We start from the raw sequence: 18,704 nt of genomic DNA on the forward strand, positions 1-18,704 counted from the left end.
TAAATATGAGGAGGGATCTTTATGCGTTTAGACGGAAAGGTTGTTGTAATCACTGGAGTAAGTTCAGGTATGGGACGTGCTACTGCGGAATTATTTGCTGCAGAGGGAGCTAAGGTTATTGGAATGGCAAGACGTAAGGAAATGCTGGATACGCTGAAAAAGGACATAGAAGCAAAAGGCGGTGTTTTTGTACCGTATCAGGGAGATGTTTCCATTGAGGAACAGGCAGAGGGCGTCATTGATTTTGCTGTTGCAAAGTTTGGAAAGCTTGATGTTGCTTTCTTCAATGCCGGTCTGGCAGACGGAAATTATCCGATAGCAGAAGTTACGGACGAACTCTGGAAAAAAATAATGGGAATTAATCTGGACGGCGTTTTTTGGGGAACGAGAAGAGCAGTTCAAATTATGCTTGACCAGGGGTATGGAAATATTATTACCACGGCTTCGGTTGGCGGACTGCACGGAGGAGTTGCCGGTACCGCTTATGTTACAGCAAAACACGCCGTGATCGGAATGACAAAAAATATAGCGTATTATTACGGGCGCAAGGGAATCCGGGCAAACGCCATATGCCCCGGCGGTGTTCGCTCTGAAATCGTAACAAAGGGCGTAGGCTTTGAACATTCCAGCCAGTATGGCAATGAAATGCAAAAGCTGGGTCTGGATACCTCCAATGGAATGGGAGAACCTGAGGACATAGCCAATTTGGCTTTATTCCTTGCCGGCGAGGATTCAAAATTTGTAAACGGAGCCGCACTGGTTATTGACGGAGGCTGGACCGCATATTGACAGCCGTATATTTTGATAAATTGATTAGACTTGGTGTGCAGACTAAAGTTCGAATGGTGGATTTTAGTCTGCATTTTTATTTTGCTCCTTCTGTTTTTGTAATTTGATGTAAAATATTGCGTACAATTTGTTTGGCAGGGGAAGGAAATTACTGGTAATATTATATTGTGAGGCAAAAATCTATGATATAATGAACGCAGTGATTAAAATCGGCGTTGCCGTAAGGGAAGAATCATGGAGCCGCACTTCGATGCTGCTATAACTACAGTAATTGAAGCTGCGTTGCTGCAAGGAGGAAAGTATGGGGAAAAATATAGTGATTGCGGGATACCGTAAACAGGTGAATGAGAATTATGCCAATCAACTTAAAAGTTTATTCGGAGATGATTTGCAGATTCAGTTCCTTGAAATCGGAAAACCAATGCTCCGGGAAATTAAAGAAGAGAGTATTGTTCTGATCCCTTCCTATGATGTCTATCAATCTGTTGAACCCTGCCTCCCCTCCAGCGCAAATATCATCTTTATTCGATCCACCCTTCAAACAGAATGCCTGAAACAAGTGAGAAAGCTTTTGGAAACAAGGGTTGTTCTGGTAGCCGGAGACAACATGGAATTGGCACTGGAGTTAATAAAGAATCTGCTGCAATTTGGTGTGAAGCGGTTTCAGCTGAAGCCGGCCGATCTTTCCGATCCGAAGCTTTTTAAAGATCAGGTGGTTTTGGTTTCCGGGATTCCGCAGGAAGAAATACCCGATGCAAGGCAGGTCGTGGGTGTAAAGCTTCCCATGCTGGATCTCCCTACCATTTTAGATGTGGGATTAAAGCTGCCCCGAAAAGACCTGCTGACACGAAAAAACATTACGCAGGATTATATTCCTTTTTTACCTCAGCACCACGGAATCATCTGGAGTTTGGAAAACTCCAATACCTTTAACAGTTCTATAAAAATTTTGCTCAGTGTGATTGACGGTGCGGTGATCAGTGTCACACAGAGCGGGAAGGTTCGAGCCTGCAACAAACGGATCGAATCCTTCTTTGGCATCAGCGCATCAGAAGCCATGGGGAAAAATGGAATCACTCTTTTCCCCCAGATTCCCTTTCAAAAAGTTATCAGCGAATCCAAGTCCATTGTGGAGTCTCTGCTCACTATTAATGATGAGCCCATGATTGTAACCGTAAAGCCTATCATCAATTCAGGAAAATATTACGGAGCCATTGCCGTGATTAAAAAGTTTAACGACGAAGAACGCCGCCACCATAAGCTGAGGACTTTATCCGTTGGAAAAGGCCATCGTGCAAAATACAAATTTGAGGATATTGTAGGAAGCAGCTCAGTAATGAAGCAATGCCGGGGCATTGCCAGACGTATGGCGGTTTCCAATTCTTCTATCCTGATTACGGGCGAGACCGGAACGGGGAAGGAAATGTTTGCTCAGGCCATTCATCAGGCTTCTGAAAGGAAGGAATATCAGTTTGTTGCCGTAAACTGCGGAGCCATTCCGGAGAGTCTGCTGGAAAGCGAATTGTTTGGGTATGAAGAGGGGGCGTTTACCGGAGCCCGCAAGGGCGGAAAACTGGGGCTGTTCGAATTGGCACACAAGGGAACGCTGTTTTTGGACGAAATCTCGGAAATGCCCCTTCTTCTGCAAAAACGGCTGCTCAGGGTGCTGCAGGAAAGAGAGGTAGTCCGTCTGGGGGGCGATTCTGTCATTCATGTGGATGTACGGATTATTGCCGCCACGAACGTAGACCTACAGGCTATGACAAAAAGAGGAGAATTCAGAGAGGATTTGTATTACCGCCTTAGTGTTCTGCCGCTGGTGATTCCTGCTCTCCGAGAAAGGAAAGGGGATGTCCGGCTGTTAGCAGAATTTTTCAAACAAGATTTGGGAGGAAACTTTGAGCTGACGGAGGAGGCCTGGGATACGCTGGAGCAGTATAAATGGCCGGGAAATGTAAGGGAATTGCGCAATTACGTGGAGTACTTTACGAACCTGTCCAGTATAAAAGTAGGTGTGGAAGAGCTTTCTCACGTGATTCCTCTGCAGGGAACCGTTGAATCTGTACCGGTGGTGACAAAATCTATTGAATCAGAGAAGACCCCGGAGACCGGAACTGCGATAATAGATGAAAAAAATATTTTTATTCTGAGCATGTTGAAAGAAGGACTAGAAAAAGGACGGCGTCTGGGGCGGAGAAGTCTCAGTGATTCGGCAAGGAAGCAGGGGCTGTTCTTAGGAGAACAGGAAATTCGTAAGATTCTCGGTCAGCTTGAAAAGCGAGGATTGGTAGAAATCCGCCCCAACAAGGCGGGAACGGTCATTACACCAAAAGGATTAGAGGTGCTTGCAAAGATGAAGTAATAATTATGGGTTATTTGGGTTTTTTGGTATAAACCGAAAACGTCAAAAAACCCATATTTTAATTTTACTAAAACTTTTATAAGCGGAAAGAAAAAATTGCGAAGGGTTGAAATGAAGAAGCTGGAGGGAAAGTAATCAGATAATTTGGAAAATTGGCATATGTTTTGCTTTTAAATCTTTACGAACTTAATATATTAGAACCGTAAGGAAAATCTGAACAACAGTTTTTTTTACAGGATGTTTTATTAGGAGGTTATTCATGAGAAAAATAATGACGGGAAATGAAGCAGTAGCCAGAGGGGCATATGAAGCCGGGCTGGAATTTGCTTCGGCGTATCCGGGGACTCCAAGCACAGAGATACTGGAAAACATAGTCCATTACAAGGACGTCATCTACTGTGAGTGGGCACCGAATGAAAAGGTGGCTCTGGAAGCGGCCATTGGAGCTTCCGTGGCAGGAGCACGATCGATGGCAGCCATGAAGCATGTGGGCGTCAACGTTGCTGCGGATCCCCTGTTCACCTTTGCGTATACAGGAGTAACCGGAGGCTGTGTTCTGGTTTCTGCGGATGATCCGGGCATGCACAGCTCCCAGAACGAACAAGATAACAGAAATTATGCGACAGCGGCAAGAGTTTTAATGCTGGAACCGTCAGACAGTCAGGAATCCAAGGACTTTATGAAGCTTGGACTGGAGCTCAGTGAAAAGTTTGATACACCTGTTCTTCTTCGTATGACTACCCGCGTATGTCATAGTAAAAGTCTGGTCACTTTAGAAGACAGGGAACCGAGAAAGATTATTCCGTATGAGCATAACATTGCAAAGTATGTGGCTACTCCGGCAAACGGCAAGGTTTTAAGGAGAAAGCTCATTGACCGGCTCAAGAACATGGAAGCCTATTCTAATACGACTGAAATCAACCGGGCAGAATATAACGATACTGAAATCGGCGTGATCAGCTCCGGTGTAGCGTACCAGTACGCACGAGAGGTTTTCGGGGACAAAGCTTCCTATCTAAAGCTTGGCATGACTTTCCCGATGCCTATGGCGAAGATTAAAGAATTTGCTTCAAAGGTAAAAAAGATTTATGTCATTGAGGAAATGGATCCATACATAGAAAATCATCTAAAAATGGCAGGAATCCCGTGCATAGGCAAAGAGGTGATTCCTGAGATGGATGAACTGAATACCGACATCGTTCGGCAAGCGGTATTCGGCACGGAGATGAAAACCCTTGATTCAGAGATGGAAGCTGTGGTAAGACCTCCTACACTCTGCGCGGGATGCCCTCACCGAGGAATCTTTTATACCCTGAGCAAGAAGAAAAATCTTATGGTCACAGGAGACATCGGATGCTATACGCTGGGATCCGCGCCGCCGCTTTCAGCTATGCACACCTGCTTCTGCATGGGAGGAAGCGTCAGCACGGGACACGGTGCATCGACTGTATTAAAAAGAGCCGGTTCAGATTTGAAGGTAGCCGCAGTGATCGGAGACTCCACTTTCTTCCACTCCGGGATTACCAGCTTGATAGATGTAGTCTACAATAAGGGAAACAGCGTTACCATTATTCTGGATAATCGAATCACAGCCATGACGGGGCATCAGCAAAATCCGGGAACCGGATATACCTTGATGGGAGAACCGGCTACAGAGGTCGACATCCCGATGCTTTGCAAGGCGATCGGCGTTAAGGATGAAAATTTGTTCATCATCAATCCGTTGGAACTGGATAAATCCGGTGAAATTGTGGATAAAGCTCTGGCAACGGATGAGCCTACTGTTATCATTACAAAATGGCCTTGTATCTTGAAAAAGTTTACCGATCAGGATAAAGCAGAGTTCGATTTGAGTCCGAAAAAATGTGAGATTGATCAGGAAAAATGTACAAAGTGCAGAATGTGCGTGAGAACCGGATGCCCGGCCATTAATTCGGGAGAAATGGTTGAGATAGACCCGCAATCCTGTACAGGATGCGGAGTCTGCAGACAGGTATGTAAATTTGGTGCGATCAAAGAGGTGAAGAGATGAATAGTGTAAAAAATATTTTACTGGTTGGAGTAGGCGGACAGGGAACAATCCTTGCGAGTAAAATTTTATCTGAAGGCCTGGTGGAAGCAGGATATGACGTAAAGATGTCCGAGATCCATGGCATGTCCCAGAGAGGGGGAAATGTAAGCACACAGATCCGATTTGGCGAGAAGGTCTATTCGCCTATTATTGGAAAGGGAGAAGCGGACGTTATTGTGGCCTTTGAAAAAATGGAAGCCCTCCGATGGATTGGATATTTAAAGGAAGGGGGCAAAATGGTCGTCAATGATTTTGAGATTCCTTCCGCACCGATTCAACAGGGAAAAGCCAAGTATCCCGAAGGAATTCTGGAGGAGCTATCCTCCAAAGCCGATGTCTTTGTGTTTAAGGCAGCAGATATTGCCGCCCAGGTAGGAAACATGAGGACTATGAATATTGTCCTGTTCGGTGCGCTGGTAAAGGCAATGAACTTGCCGGGTATCGAATGGGAGCAGGTAATAAAAAAGAACGTAAAACCAGAATTCGCAGAAATTAACGTGAAAGCCTTTCAAGCAGGATATAAACTATGATATATTTGAATACGTTAATTCATAAATAAAGGAGGACATCGTATGTCAGATATTTTTAGAAAAATGCCGATAGAGCGCATTTTAAATGAGAGAAAGGAAGGTCCGCAGCTGAAAAGGGTATATGGAGCTTTCGAACTCATTATGCTGGGAATCGGTGTAATCGTAGGAACCGGTATCTTTGTAATAACGGGAGTTGCTGCCGCCGATTACGCAGGACCCGCGCTGACTATTTCCTTCATCATAGCAGGGTTTGCCTGTGCGTGCGCAGCCCTGTGCTACGCGGAGCTGGCTTCCATGATACCCGCATCAGGCAGTTCGTATACCTTCTGCTACGTGGGATTGGGTGAAGTATTCGGTTGGTTCGTAGGCTGGTGCCTGACGCTGGAGTACATCGTTGCCATGTCAGCCATCGCAACAGGCTGGTCTGCTTATATCACGAACTTACTGTCTGTAGTAGGTATTCATTTACCGTCATTCCTGGTAGCAGGGCCTTTCTCAGGAGGACTGGTCAATCTGCCGGCCATCATTATTGTTTCAGCCATAGCCGGTCTGCTGATTCTGGGGGCAAAAGAAAGTGCCAATGTAAACAATTTCCTTGTAATAGTGAAAATAGGTATCGTTATTCTGTTTATCGTCCTTGGTGTAAGGCACGTAAATGTTGCGAATTTTACACCGTTTATGCCTTATGGCTGGGATGGCGTATTTTCAGGAGCCGCTATTGTATTTTTCGCTTATCTTGGCTTCGACGCCATTGCCAATGCCGCAGAGGAGGTAAAAGATCCCGCCAAGGATCTGCCAAAAGGAATTATTGGCTCTCTGATTGTGGTTACGGTTTTGTACATTGCCGTTACGCTGGTTTTAACAGGTATGCTTCCTTATCTGAAATATCATGATGTGGCTGCTCCTGTTGCCTATGCTCTGGCTCAGGTAGGAGTGAACTGGGGCTCTGCTCTGGTCTCTGTGGGCGCAGTGACCGGGCTGACTTCCGGAGTGCTGGTCACCATGTACAGCAGCACTCGTTTGATCTATGCCATAAGCAGAGATGGTCTACTCCCGACCAAATTCTCTAAAATCAGTGAAAAGGCAAGTACACCGACCAGCTCTACGTTCCTGATCTGGCTGCTGGGATGTCTCATCACCGGTTTCCTGCCGATCGGAATTATAGCCGAACTGGTTAATATGGGAACAATAGCTGCTTTCATCATGGTTTCTATTACGGTGATAAAGCTTCGTCAAAGCCATCCGGAAATAGAAAGATCCTTCAGAGTACCTCTGGTTCCTGTGGTTCCTATTCTTGCTGTAGTCATTTGCGGTTTTCTGGCTCTTCAATTAGCCTCCATTACCAAGATTGCATTTGTTTGCTGGGTAGCTCTTGGACTGATTATTTATTTCAGTTATGGAAAGCAGCACAGTCTGCTAGGAAAGGAATTGAACGCAAAAACCTCTATAGAAGATAAAAGATCTGTGTGATAGGAGATGGATATGATACATAATTTCGATGAACTGATAGAAAAGGTGAAAAGCGGAAATGTGAAAAAAAGAGTAGCGGTGGTTTCCGCTCACGATGAACATACACTGGAAGCCATAGATAAAGCCTTTCAGGAAAATATTGCAGAACCTGTCTTGATCGGTGATGTAGAGAAGATCAAGGACATTATCACAGCTCATAACTTGCATCTCTCTAACGTTGAAATGATAGAGGAAAAAGAGGATCGCAAGGCGGCACGGAAAGCTGTTGAAATGATTCACGAGAAAAAGGCCGATTTTATCATGAAGGGGAAGCTTCAAACGGCGGATCTTTTAAAAGAAGTGGTGGATAAGGAGCACGGCTTGCAAAAAGGCGGCATTATGTCTCATTTTGGCTTGTTTGAGATACCGGGATACCATAAGCTCCTCGTCATAACGGATGGGGGCATGGTACTGTATCCGGATCTGAACCAAAAAGCGAAGATCATTGAGAACTCCGTACAGGTGTTACAGTCGCTGGGATATGAAATCCCAAAGGTAGCGGTGTTATCCGCAACTGAGGTGGTAAATCCTAAAATGCCCGAGTCCGTGGACGCAGATCAGCTGAAAAAGATGAATCAGGAAGGAAAGCTGGAAAACTGCATCGTAGAGGGACCTATTTCGTATGATTTGATGATCAGCCCTGAATCTGCGGCTATCAAAGGGTATAAAAGCCCTGTTGTAGGAGATACGGATATTGCTGTTGTGCCGAACATGACGGCGGGAAATCTTTTGGCAAAAGGACTGATGCTCTCCGCAGGCGGAAAAATGGCCGGAATTATTGTGGGTGCTGAAGTGCCTATCGTGATCGTTTCAAGAGGTGCGTCGGCAGAAGAAAAGTATTTATCCCTTGTACTGTCAGCGGCATCCGCAGAGAAACAGGTATAAAAAGAAATCGCAGAAAACAGAGAACAAATTAGGAGGTTCGCTGCATGAAAAAAGGTGATTTTATATGGGGCGCGGTACTGGCCTGTGCTGCCGCATTTCTTTTGGTACCTGTCACCCATCAGGTCTTTTTATCTGCCTCTGCCGATCATCCGTATGGAATGGCATTTTTAAAGTTTGGTATTTTGGCCAGCATGGGCGAATTGCTGTCCATCCGAATCGTATCGGGAGACTGGAAAAAACCAAAAGGCTTTCTGTGGCGTGTGATTGTATGGGGTATCCTTGGAATGGCTATCAGCTTAATGATCGTGCTGTTTGATGCCGGTGTTCACGGTGCCATGGCTAAAGGATATCTGCCTTCCTTAAGCGGCGGCGGTATGGCTTCCGCTCTGGGGACTGCATTTTTGATCAGTGCATTCATGAATCTGATCTTTGGTCCCACTTTCATGGGATTTCATCGAATCACCGATACATGGATAGAAATGAGCAACGGCTCTCTGACTGAAATGAGGGGGCAGAAACTGTCAGATGTATTAGATGCGGCTGATCTGAACGGGTTTGTTTCATTTGTCGTCTGCAAAACCATTCCGATTTTCTGGATTCCGGCTCATACGATTACATTTATGCTGGATCCGGAATATCGGGTTCTGGCGGCAGCCATGCTGTCTATCTGCTTAGGCGTTATTTTGGGATTTTCAAAAAGAAAAGGACAAAAAAATAGTAAATAGAAAGGGGCACATACATGAGTTATAAAATTCTCTCTATTAATCCCGGCTCTACTTCGACGAAAGTCGCTTTATATGAAAATGAAACCTTGGTCTTTTCCGAAAATATAGAACATACTGCCGAAGAACTCAGTCCGTATGAGGAAGTTCTTGATCAATTAGAATTTAGATCGGAAGCCATTCAAGCAATCCTGAAAAAACACGGTGTAGTTCTTTCAGACCTGGCTGCGGTGGTAGGAAGGGGCGGACTTCTCCCTAATCTGCATGCAGGCGGATATTTGGTAAATCCGCATATGAAAGAGGCGCTTCTGGGTGGGCAGGCGTCGCCTCATGCGTCTAATCTGGGAGCCTTGCTGGCATACGAAATAGCGGAGCCCCTTGGGATCCCGTCTTACATTTATGATGCGGTCATGGCCGATGAATTTGAAGAAATCGCTAAGATCACCGGGCTTCCCGATGTGCAAAGGCAGAGCATGTGCCATGTGCTGAATATGAAAGCCATGTCCCGCAAGGTGGCTGAGAAACATGGAAAAAGATATGAGGACATGACCCTGCTGGTAGCTCATTTGGGAGGCGGCATTTCTATCGGCATCCATAAAGGAGGAAAGATCATTGACGCCATCCGGGATGATGCGGGACCGTTTTCTCCGGAACGTTCCGGAAGCATTCCGCTGCTTTACATCGTGGATATGTGCTATTCCGGCATATATAACCGCAAGGAAATGATAAAAAGGATTCGCGGAATGGGCGGGCTGAAAGCTCATTTAGGAACAGCTGACTGCAGAAGAATTGAGAAAATGATCGAAAGCGGAGATGAAAGGGCTAAACTGCTTTATGAAGCGCAGGCCTACCAGGTGGCGAAGGGAATCGGAGAACTGGCTCCGGTAGTAAGCGGAAAGGTGGATTATATTATTCTTACCGGCGGCGTGGCTTATTCAAAGATGATGACGGATATGATCAAAGAGCGGGTTGAATTTATTGCTCCGGTGGAGATCATGCCGGGAGAGGATGAGATGGAAGCACTTGCTCTGGGAGCCTTAAGGATACTGAGAGGAGAGGAAACGGCTCAAGAGTATTAAAAAAGAGGAATAGTGAAAAAAGGAGTAGTGAAATGATTTCAAAAAAAATGGTTGGATATGTGCAGGGCAGCTCGGCTATCCGAGCTATGTTTGAAGAAGGAAAGAAAATGTCCGCCTTGTACGGCGCTGAAAATGTGTACGATTTTAGTTTGGGAAACCCAAATCTGGCTCCGCCGGAAGAGGTAAAACAGGCTATTCTTGATGTGCTCCATGAAGAATCTCCTACCTTTGTTCACGGCTACATGAATAATTCCGGATATGAAGATATTCGGCAAAAAGTGGCGGAAAACATCAATCAGAAGCACGGAACTCACTTTGAGACTCAAAATATTTTAATGACGGTAGGCGCAGCAGGCGGCCTGAATGTTATTTTAAAGACTTTGCTGGATCCGGGTGATGAAGTGATCGTGTTCGCACCTTATTTCGGCGAATACCGAAGCTATGTATCAAACTTTGATGGTGTATTAGTGGAGGTCTCACCGAATACGGTGGATTTCCAGCCAAATCTTGAAGAATTTGAGAAAAAAGTCACCGCCAAAACCAAAGCGGTCATTGTGAATTCACCGAATAATCCTACCGGAGTGGTGTATACAGAGAAAAACATTACTGCATTATCCAATATACTGAGAAGCAAGCAAGAAGAATTCGGCACTAGTATTTATCTGATTACCGATGAGCCTTACCGTGAACTGGTCTATGACGGCGTTTCGGTGCCTTATGTGACCAAATACTATAAAAATGCTGTCATTGGATATTCTTACAGTAAATCCCTTTCCCTGCCGGGAGAACGAATCGGGTATCTGGTGATTCCTAGTGAAGTGGATGATTTTCAAGATGTGGTTGCCGCTGCCAATGTAGCGAACCGTATTTTAGGTTACGTCAACGCACCTTCTTTGATGCAGAGGGCGGTTGGACGGTGTCTGGACGCGGAGGTCAATATCGGTGTCTACGACAAAAACAGGAAAGCCCTGTACAATGGCTTGACGGAAGCTGGGTATGACTGTATCCGTCCGGACGGAGCTTTTTATCTCTTTGTAAAGTCCCCAATAGAAAACGATGTGGAATTTTGCAACAGAGCAAAGAAGTACCATTTGCTGATTGTCCCGGGAACTTCCTTTGCCTGCCCCGGATATGTGAGAATTGCCTATTGTGTGGCTTATGAAACCATTACGGGTGCACTGCCAAAGTTTAAAGAATTAATGGAAGAATTCAAATAGAACGTAAAAACAACAAAATATCAAAAAAGTTTATACATCAGCCGGAGACAGAGAAAATCTGTCCCCGGTTTTTGTATTCCGGCCAATTTAGACAGAAATAATAATTGTGTAAATTGATAAAAAATGGTATCATGGAAGAAATAGTAAATATATGTCGAATAAATAAGGAGGAGATATGGAACTTACTACACTTTTGGGCATTATTGTAGGTATTTCAGCGATAGTTGGAGCTATGATTTTTAAGGGTATTAGTTTTACTGTTTTTATAAATCCTGCAGCGTTCTGTGTAATCATTGTCGGTACAGTTGCTACTATTTTGAATTCGTATCCGGGAGAAGATCTGAAAAGTCTGGGATCCCTGTTCAAAATTCTTTTTACGAAGCAAAAGGATGTTTCTGAAACAGAAATCATTGAATTGATGGTTAATCTATCTACTTCAGCCAGAAAAGAAGGCCTTTTGTCGTTAGAGAGCAAAGTGGAGGAAATTGAAGATCCGTTCATCAAAAAAGGGATTCGTATGGTGGTGGATGGAATAGAAGAGGACGTTATTGCAGATATTCTTGACAATGAGATTTCCGAAATGGAGAAGCGGCATGCTCTCAATGCGGGGATCTTTTCATCTGCCGGAACGTATGCTCCGACCTTAGGTGTTTTGGGAGCAGTATTCGGTCTGATTGCAGCCATGGGACATATCGATGATACGGACGCCATGTCTGAGGCTATTGCTGCTGCCTTCATAGCAACGATTCTTGGTATATTTACCGGTTATGTTTTATGGAATCCTTTTGCAAAAAAATTACAGGTCAAAAGCCAGCATGAAGTGACCATGAAAACCATGATCGTTGAGGGTCTGCTGTCTATACAGAGAGGGGATTCTCCATTTATGCTGAAAGACAGATTGCTTGCTATTCTGCCGCCATCACAACAGGAACAGATCATTGAGGAGATGAAGTCAGAATAAGGAGGGAATGGTATGTCGAGAAAAAAGAAACATGCAAGTCATGAGGCAGAGAATGGGGAAGCATGGTTATTGCCATATTCGGATTTGATGACGTTACTGTTAGCCGTTTTTATTGTTCTGTTTGCGGTAAGCAAGGTAGATGCCGGAAAAGCAGCACAAATATCTCAGGAATTTCGCGAATCTATGATGACCAAAAGCGCTGCCGCTCAAATGAGCCAGCAGCAGCAGACCAAGCAAAGCAGCAGCGGAAAGGATGCCGCTACTCAATCAGGAATATCGGAAATTGATTTGGAAAAATATATGGGAGAGTATGAGCTGGATAAGCTGAAAGAGCTAAAGGCTGAAATTGATGCTAAAATCGTAAAAGAAGGTATGGATACTTCCGTAACCACCAGTATAGATATGAGAGGTCTGGTTGTCAGCCTGAACAATGCCGTTTTCTTTGAATCCGGAAGTGCAGACATCAAAAAAGAAAATGAACAGACATTGGTAGAGGTGGCTACTATGATCAATACGTTGAATAATTATATACGTATTGAAGGACATACGGATAATGTACCGATGCATTCGGAAATTTATCCTTCAAACTGGGAATTATCGTCAGCTCGAGCTGCCAGTGTCGTACAGCTATTTATTAATAACAGTGTTCCGCCGGAAAAACTGGTATCCGTTGGATACGGGGAATACAGGCCGGTCGCCGACAATTCTACTGCAGAGGGAAGAGCAAAGAACAGACGTATCGACATCATTGTTTTAAGCGAGAAGTATAATAATCTGGAAAAGCAGCTCACCGAATAGAAAAATAGGATTTATCATGCACAATTTAGTGGGAAAGTTGTTTCATAATGATAAGAGAGAAGCCACTTATGAACGAGGGTCACTCCATCGGATATAAATGGCTTCTTTTTGTTTTTGAGTTTGTGTGGTAAAATAAACGAAGTAATTGAAAGCGGTGTTGTCGGAAGGAAGTAAGTAAGGGATTTGAAAGATATATGAAGAATTTAGTGATTGGAATATTGGCGCATGTGGATGCCGGAAAAACGACTTTGTCAGAAGGTCTGCTCTACCGGAGCGGTAAAATCGGAAAGTTGGGAAGGGTGGACAATAAGGATGCTTATCTGGACACCTACGAACTGGAAAAGGCGAGGGGCATCACGATATTCGCTAAACAGGCGGTATTTGAGACGGAAGATGTCCGGATTACCTTGCTGGATACACCGGGTCACGTGGATTTTTCGGCTGAAATGGAGAGAACGCTTCAAGTGCTGGACTATGCTATTTTAGTAATAAATGGTGCGGATGGGGTACAGGGGCATACCAAAACGCTGTGGCATCTGCTGAATCTGTATCAGATCCCTGTTTTTTTATTCATAAACAAGATGGATCAGAAGGGTACGGATCGGGTGAAGCTGCTCCAGGAGATTAGAAATCAGCTGAGTGATGGGTGTATTGAATTTGGTGAAGCCTGTACGGATGTTTTTTATGATCAGCTGGCCATGTGCAGTGAACCCATGATGGAAGCCTATCTGCAAACCGGGAAGATTGAGACAGATCAGATTCGGAAGGCTGTTCGGGTACGCAGGGTATTTCCCTGTTATTTTGGTTCCGCATTAAAACTGAACGGGATTGATGAACTGATGCGGGGAATAACAAGGTATTCGTTACTTCCTGCTTATCCAGAGTCCTTCGGTGCAAAGATCTTTAAAATCGAAAGAGACGAACAGGGCAACCGGTTGACTCATATGAAGCTGACGGGCGGAACACTTAAAGTGAAAGACAGCTTAACAAATGGGGACTGGGAGGAAAAGGTGAATCAAATCCGCATTTATTCCGGCCAGAAATTTGAGGTGGTTCGTGAAGCGGAAGCGGGGATCGTATGTGCTGTAATAGGGCTCAGCTATACCCGTCCGGGACAGGGCCTGGGTATAGAAGAGATGTCGGAATTGCCCTTGTTAGAACCCATATTGTCTTACCAGCTTGTTCTTCCTGAGGATTGCGAACCCAGGGCTCTTCTGCCCAAGCTGCGCCAGCTGGAAGAAGAAGAACCGGAGCTCCATCTCGTGTGGGATGAACAGCTGCAGGAAATCCAGGTCCAGCTCATGGGCGAGGTGCAGATTGAAATTTTGCAGAGCATGATACAGAGCCGGTATGGAGCGGAAGTCGCTTTTGACAGCGGAAAAATCGTATATAAAGAAACCATTTCAAACACAGTAGAGGGAGTAGGACATTTTGAACCCCTCCGGCATTATGCAGAGGTTCATTTGCTGCTGGAGCCCGGAGCACGGGGAAGCGGATTGCAGTTTGATACAGTGTGCAGCGAAGATGTGTTGGCGAAAAACTGGCAGAGGCTCATATTGACTCACTTGGAGGAAAAAACGCATAAGGGCGTGCTGATCGGCTCAGCCATTACCGATATGAAAATCACTTTAGTGTCGGGCAGAGCCCACAAGAAGCATACGGAAGGCGGCGATTTCAGGGAAGCAGTCTATCGAGCCGTGCGGCAGGGCTTGAAAGAAGCAGAATCCGTATTATTGGAGCCTTATTATACTTTTCAGCTGGAATTACCTGAAAAAATGGTGGGACGAGCTATGACGGATGTGGAGCAGATGTATGGCACCAGTGAAATATCCCAGACAGACGGCGAAACAGCGGTTCTTACAGGAAGTGCTCCGGTCAGCACCATGCGGAACTATCAGAAAGAGGTGGCGTCCTATACCAAAGGACGTGGGCGGCTTTTTTGCAGCTTGAAGGGCTACGAGCCGTGTCACAACACAGAGGAAGTACTGACGGCTGCCGGCTATGACTCGGAAAGAGATTTAGAAAATCCAACAGGTTCTGTTTTTTGTACGCATGGAGCGGGGGTTATCGTGAGCTGGGATCAGGTGAAAGATCATATGCATGTGGAGCGTTGGCTTCGCCGGGATGCCAAGGTACAAGAAATTCTTCCAAACCGAATTTTGCCGGAGGAGGAACGGTGGATCAGTGAAGAGGAAATTGATCAGATTATGAACCATACCTTTTATGCAAATCAAGGGAGAAAATCTGTATGGAAAAGACAAAAACCGGCTCGCGAAAACTCTTTTGGACCGGTCGATATGCAATATACCAGTATTCCAAAAGAGAATAAAGAAGAATATCTGCTGGTAGACGGATATAACGTCATCTTTGCATGGGAAGATCTAAAAGAACTTGCGGAAGTAAACATGGACAGCGCCAGAACGAAATTGATGGATTGTCTCAGCAATTATCAGGGAATCCGAAAATGCCAGATCATTGTTGTGTTTGATGCGTACCGCGTACAGGGGCACCGGGAGGAAATGATCGACTACCACAATATACACATGGTATATACGAGAGAAGCACAGCCGGCTGATCAGTACATTGAACGGTTCGCCTATACGAATCAGAAAAAATACCATATTACAGTGGCCACCTCCGACGGATTGCAGCAAATTATTATAAGAGGAGCGGGATGCTCCCTCTTGTCTGCCAGAGAGCTAAAAGAAGAAATCGACAGGACCAATGAACGGATTCGGCAGGAATACAAAGAAATGCAAAGCAAGAATCACTATTATCTCGAAGACGCATTATCTCCGGAGGAAAAGAAAAAAATGGAAGAGCTCACAGAAATTCCTCCTAAATAACCGGAAGAAATGGTTGCAACTTGATCCAATTTGTATTAATATATAACGGTAAATTTAATATTTTTCAGATGAAGATAGCGGGAGAGCAACGGCTGCAGCCGTTCACCGAAGAAGTAAATCTTTCAGGTACCTATTGAATTAGAGATGACCGCTATTGGATGAAACCTTGGAGAGACTCTTAAAGAGCACCGAAGGGGAAAGTCATATGACGAAACTCTCAGGTAAAAGGACAGGGTACAGGTAACATATCTTATAAAAGTAATATCTTTCTATTTATTTCTTTTAGATTTTATTATCTATTCCCCATTAAAATCTCCAATTTGAATATACTTACAATAGGAACTTTTAGAAAGGCGGAATAGTTATGTCAGAAAATCAACATTTATCCAGGGGATTGAAAAATCGCCATGTTCAATTACTTGCCATTGGGGGAGCTATCGGTACGGGTCTGTTTCTTGGATCCGGCAGATCCATCCATCTGGCGGGACCTTCTATTTTATTCGCTTATTTAATTACAGGAATCATTTGTTATTTTATCATGCGGGCACTGGGAGAAGTTTTGCTGTCCAACCTGAATCATCATTCCTTTGTGGATTTTGTTCAGGATTACTTCGGAAACGGAGCGGCCTTTATCACCGGCTGGACATACTGGTTCTGCTGGATTTCTTTGGCCATGGCGGATTTGACTGCCGTGGGACTGTACATACAATTCTGGTTCCCCCATATTGCCCAATGGGTTCCAAGTCTGGTGGCTTTAGTCCTTTTATTGATTATGAACCTGACCGCAGTAAAATATTTCGGCGAAATGGAATTCTGGTTTGCTTTAATTAAAATTATCGCCATAGTATCCCTGATCGTAATTGGCTGCTTCATGATTCTGAAAGGATTTTCTACGGATGCAGGCCCCTCCAGCTTTTCAAACCTGTGGCAGCATGGCGGCTGGTTTCCCAATGGGGTAAGCGGATTTATTCTTTCCTTCCAGATGGTGGTATTCGCTTTTACGGGCATTGAGCTGGTCGGATTGACTGCCGGTGAAACAGAGAATCCGGAGCATGTTATCCCAAAAGCCATCAATAATATTCCGATTAGAATTATTATCTTTTATATCGGCGCCCTTTTTGTCATCATGAGCATTTATCCGTGGAATGCCATTAATCCGGCTGAAAGCCCATTTGTGCAGGTGTTTGCTTCCGTGGGCATAGCGTCGGCGGCAAGCATTGTAAACTTTGTTGTTTTGACCTCTGCCGCATCGGCCTGTAACAGCGGCATTTTCAGCACAGGACGTATGACGTTTTCTCTGGCCCAGGAAAATAATGCACCGGCTTCCTTGAAGAAATTAAATCGCAACAAGGTGCCCTCTAATGCTACATTCTTTTCTGCCGCCGTCCTGTTAATTTCAGTTATTTTGAATTACATCATGCCGGAGGGCGTATTTGTGCTGATTACAAGTATTTCCACCTTCTGTTTTATTTTTATCTGGGCTATGATGGTGCTTTGCCATTTGAAATATCGCAGAACCAATCCAAAGCTTGCCGCTAAGAGTAAGTTTAAAATGCCACTTTTTCCGCTTTCCAATTACATTATTTTAGCGTTCCTTGCCTTTGTACTGATCGTATTAGCACTGAATGCTGAAACCCGTGTCGCCCTGTTTGTTACGCCAGTGTGGTTCGTCATTCTGGCGGGGATCTATACCGCATGTAAGTCAAAATAAATTGAATGAAAAGGCTTGTTTTGGGCAAAATCTTTGATTATAATAAATCTGCTGACTCCACTTGAAAAGTGGAATCAGCAGGTGTTTTATATAAAGGAGATTTTACATTGAAGATATTAAAATATTTGCTTATTTTTATTCCTGTCAGTCTGGCGGCAGAGTTTCTGCATGCGTCACAGATCCTGATTTTTATTCTTTCGGCACTGGCGATCGTACCGTTAGCCGGAATCATGGGAGAAGCGACAGAATCCATTTCTCATTATGTAGGAAACCGAGTCGGAGGATTTCTCAATGCAACCTTTGGAAATGCCACAGAATTGATCATCGGTTTCTTTGCTATGAAGGCCGGATTGTTTGATGTGGTCAAGGCGTCCATTGCAGGTTCCGTAATCGGAAACATTTTGCTGGTACTTGGATTGAGTATGTTTGTAGGCGGTATGAAATATAAAACGCAGTATTTTGATCAGAAGGTCATCAATGTCACCGCCAGCATGCTGCTATTTGCTGTTATTGGGCTGACCATTCCCGCCGTTTTTACGCACACGGTTCCATCGGCACTGCTTACTACAAGATATGAAGGCCTCAGCGTTACAGTGGCCATTATTATGGTTTCCATATATATTTTGAGTATGGTTTTTTCTTTTTTCACACATAAGGATTTATATGCGGTAGAAGCCACGGAAGAAGAGAAGCCAAAATGGTCTTTGAAAGCCGCTGTATTTGTTTTGGTAATTGCAACTGTATTTATTGGTATAGAGTCGGAAATCTTTGTGGGAACAGTGGAGCCTATGACGAAAGCCATGGGGTTGAGTGAGTTTTTTGTGGGTATCATACTGGTTCCTATTATAGGAAATGCTGCGGAGCATAGTACGGCTGTTTTAATGGCTCATAGAAACAAGATGAGCGTAGCCATTGAGATCGCGTTAGGTTCAAGTCTGCAAATCATACTGTTCGTCACACCGGTTCTTATCTTTTTAAGCCTGATGTTTTCACCGATGAGCATTGTATTTAATGCCTTTGAGCTGGTTGCCCTGATCTTTTCCGTATTGATTGCAAATCGGGTGGCCAGTGATGGGGAGTCCAACTGGTTGGAAGGGGTTCAGCTGATTGCGGCCTATATTATTTTAGCAGCTTCATTTTTTATCTTGTAATCAGAAAGTAAAAGGAGATGTAATCACGCAGATAAATCTAAAAATAAGGGAAAGCAGACGAATTGGAGGAAGG

General features: G+C 44.5%; 14 protein-coding genes and 1 riboswitch. All 14 genes read left to right on the forward strand.

The window, feature by feature from the left end:
• Window positions 1-21 precede the first annotated feature (21 nt).
• On the forward strand, window positions 22-789 hold the full coding sequence (locus EQM06_RS02670; RefSeq protein WP_128744874.1) for an SDR family NAD(P)-dependent oxidoreductase: 768 nt from the start codon (window positions 22-24) through the stop codon (window positions 787-789).
• Between the two features lie 301 nt (window positions 790-1,090).
• Entirely contained in the window at window positions 1,091-3,151 is a 2,061-nt protein-coding gene (locus tag EQM06_RS13330; RefSeq protein ID WP_128744875.1) for a sigma 54-interacting transcriptional regulator, read from the forward strand.
• 259 nt (window positions 3,152-3,410) lie between these two features.
• The gene (gene iorA, locus EQM06_RS02680) at window positions 3,411-5,183 is read left to right on the forward strand and encodes an indolepyruvate ferredoxin oxidoreductase subunit alpha (protein ID WP_128744876.1); all 1,773 of its coding nucleotides are present in this window, start codon (window positions 3,411-3,413) and stop codon (window positions 5,181-5,183) included.
• Window positions 5,180-5,752, forward strand: coding sequence for an indolepyruvate oxidoreductase subunit beta (locus EQM06_RS02685; RefSeq protein ID WP_128744877.1), 573 nt, complete (start codon window positions 5,180-5,182; stop codon window positions 5,750-5,752). Before iorA ends, EQM06_RS02685 begins: the two co-directional genes overlap by 4 nt.
• Before the next feature lie 42 nt (window positions 5,753-5,794).
• On the forward strand, window positions 5,795-7,222 hold the full coding sequence (locus EQM06_RS02690) for an APC family permease (protein WP_128744878.1): 1,428 nt from the start codon (window positions 5,795-5,797) through the stop codon (window positions 7,220-7,222).
• A gap of 12 nt (window positions 7,223-7,234) precedes the next feature.
• Entirely contained in the window at window positions 7,235-8,146 is a 912-nt protein-coding gene (locus tag EQM06_RS02695) for a bifunctional enoyl-CoA hydratase/phosphate acetyltransferase (RefSeq protein ID WP_128744879.1), read from the forward strand.
• 44 nt (window positions 8,147-8,190) lie between these two features.
• A complete protein-coding gene (locus EQM06_RS02700) occupies window positions 8,191-8,871 on the forward strand; it encodes a hypothetical protein (RefSeq protein WP_128744880.1) in 681 nt (226 codons plus the stop codon).
• A 14-nt stretch (window positions 8,872-8,885) separates the two neighbouring features.
• Window positions 8,886-9,947 carry a butyrate kinase gene (buk, locus tag EQM06_RS02705; protein WP_128744881.1) on the forward strand — a complete coding sequence of 354 codons (1,062 nt, stop codon included), beginning with the start codon at window positions 8,886-8,888 and terminating at the stop codon, window positions 9,945-9,947.
• Between the two features lie 32 nt (window positions 9,948-9,979).
• Window positions 9,980-11,164 (forward strand): pyridoxal phosphate-dependent aminotransferase, encoded by a 1,185-nt coding sequence (locus tag EQM06_RS02710; protein ID WP_128744882.1) that lies wholly within the window; start codon window positions 9,980-9,982, stop codon window positions 11,162-11,164.
• Between the two features lie 175 nt (window positions 11,165-11,339).
• Window positions 11,340-12,125: a flagellar motor stator protein MotA gene (motA, locus tag EQM06_RS02715; RefSeq protein ID WP_128744883.1), complete on the forward strand. Its 786-nt coding sequence runs from the start codon at window positions 11,340-11,342 to the stop codon at window positions 12,123-12,125.
• A 12-nt stretch (window positions 12,126-12,137) separates the two neighbouring features.
• Window positions 12,138-12,923 carry an OmpA/MotB family protein gene (locus EQM06_RS02720; RefSeq protein ID WP_128744884.1) on the forward strand — a complete coding sequence of 262 codons (786 nt, stop codon included), beginning with the start codon at window positions 12,138-12,140 and terminating at the stop codon, window positions 12,921-12,923.
• A 194-nt stretch (window positions 12,924-13,117) separates the two neighbouring features.
• Window positions 13,118-15,769 (forward strand): translation factor GTPase family protein, encoded by a 2,652-nt coding sequence (locus tag EQM06_RS02725; RefSeq protein ID WP_128744885.1) that lies wholly within the window; start codon window positions 13,118-13,120, stop codon window positions 15,767-15,769.
• Between the two features lie 156 nt (window positions 15,770-15,925).
• Window positions 15,926-16,012, forward strand: a riboswitch (glycine riboswitch).
• A gap of 121 nt (window positions 16,013-16,133) precedes the next feature.
• Window positions 16,134-17,480, forward strand: a complete 1,347-nt coding sequence (locus tag EQM06_RS02730) for an amino acid permease (protein WP_128744886.1) — start codon at window positions 16,134-16,136, stop codon at window positions 17,478-17,480.
• Between the two features lie 107 nt (window positions 17,481-17,587).
• Window positions 17,588-18,631 (forward strand): calcium/proton exchanger, encoded by a 1,044-nt coding sequence (cax, locus tag EQM06_RS02735; RefSeq protein WP_128744887.1) that lies wholly within the window; start codon window positions 17,588-17,590, stop codon window positions 18,629-18,631.
• Window positions 18,632-18,704 lie beyond the last annotated feature (73 nt).

The sequence above is a fragment of the Aminipila luticellarii genome (genome assembly GCF_004103735.1).
Taxonomy (GTDB): domain Bacteria; phylum Bacillota; class Clostridia; order Peptostreptococcales; family Anaerovoracaceae; genus Aminipila; species Aminipila luticellarii.

Coding starts and splice junctions, on each gene's coding strand:
- EQM06_RS02670 (WP_128744874.1), top strand. CDS start 22: ATGCGTTTAGACGGAAAGGTTGTTGTAATCACTGGAGTAAGTTCAGGT.
- EQM06_RS13330 (WP_128744875.1), top strand. CDS start 1,091: ATGGGGAAAAATATAGTGATTGCGGGATACCGTAAACAGGTGAATGAG.
- iorA (WP_128744876.1), top strand. CDS start 3,411: ATGAGAAAAATAATGACGGGAAATGAAGCAGTAGCCAGAGGGGCATAT.
- EQM06_RS02685 (WP_128744877.1), top strand. CDS start 5,180: ATGAATAGTGTAAAAAATATTTTACTGGTTGGAGTAGGCGGACAGGGA.
- EQM06_RS02690 (WP_128744878.1), top strand. CDS start 5,795: ATGTCAGATATTTTTAGAAAAATGCCGATAGAGCGCATTTTAAATGAG.
- EQM06_RS02695 (WP_128744879.1), top strand. CDS start 7,235: ATGATACATAATTTCGATGAACTGATAGAAAAGGTGAAAAGCGGAAAT.
- EQM06_RS02700 (WP_128744880.1), top strand. CDS start 8,191: ATGAAAAAAGGTGATTTTATATGGGGCGCGGTACTGGCCTGTGCTGCC.
- buk (WP_128744881.1), top strand. CDS start 8,886: ATGAGTTATAAAATTCTCTCTATTAATCCCGGCTCTACTTCGACGAAA.
- EQM06_RS02710 (WP_128744882.1), top strand. CDS start 9,980: ATGATTTCAAAAAAAATGGTTGGATATGTGCAGGGCAGCTCGGCTATC.
- motA (WP_128744883.1), top strand. CDS start 11,340: ATGGAACTTACTACACTTTTGGGCATTATTGTAGGTATTTCAGCGATA.
- EQM06_RS02720 (WP_128744884.1), top strand. CDS start 12,138: ATGTCGAGAAAAAAGAAACATGCAAGTCATGAGGCAGAGAATGGGGAA.
- EQM06_RS02725 (WP_128744885.1), top strand. CDS start 13,118: ATGAAGAATTTAGTGATTGGAATATTGGCGCATGTGGATGCCGGAAAA.
- EQM06_RS02730 (WP_128744886.1), top strand. CDS start 16,134: ATGTCAGAAAATCAACATTTATCCAGGGGATTGAAAAATCGCCATGTT.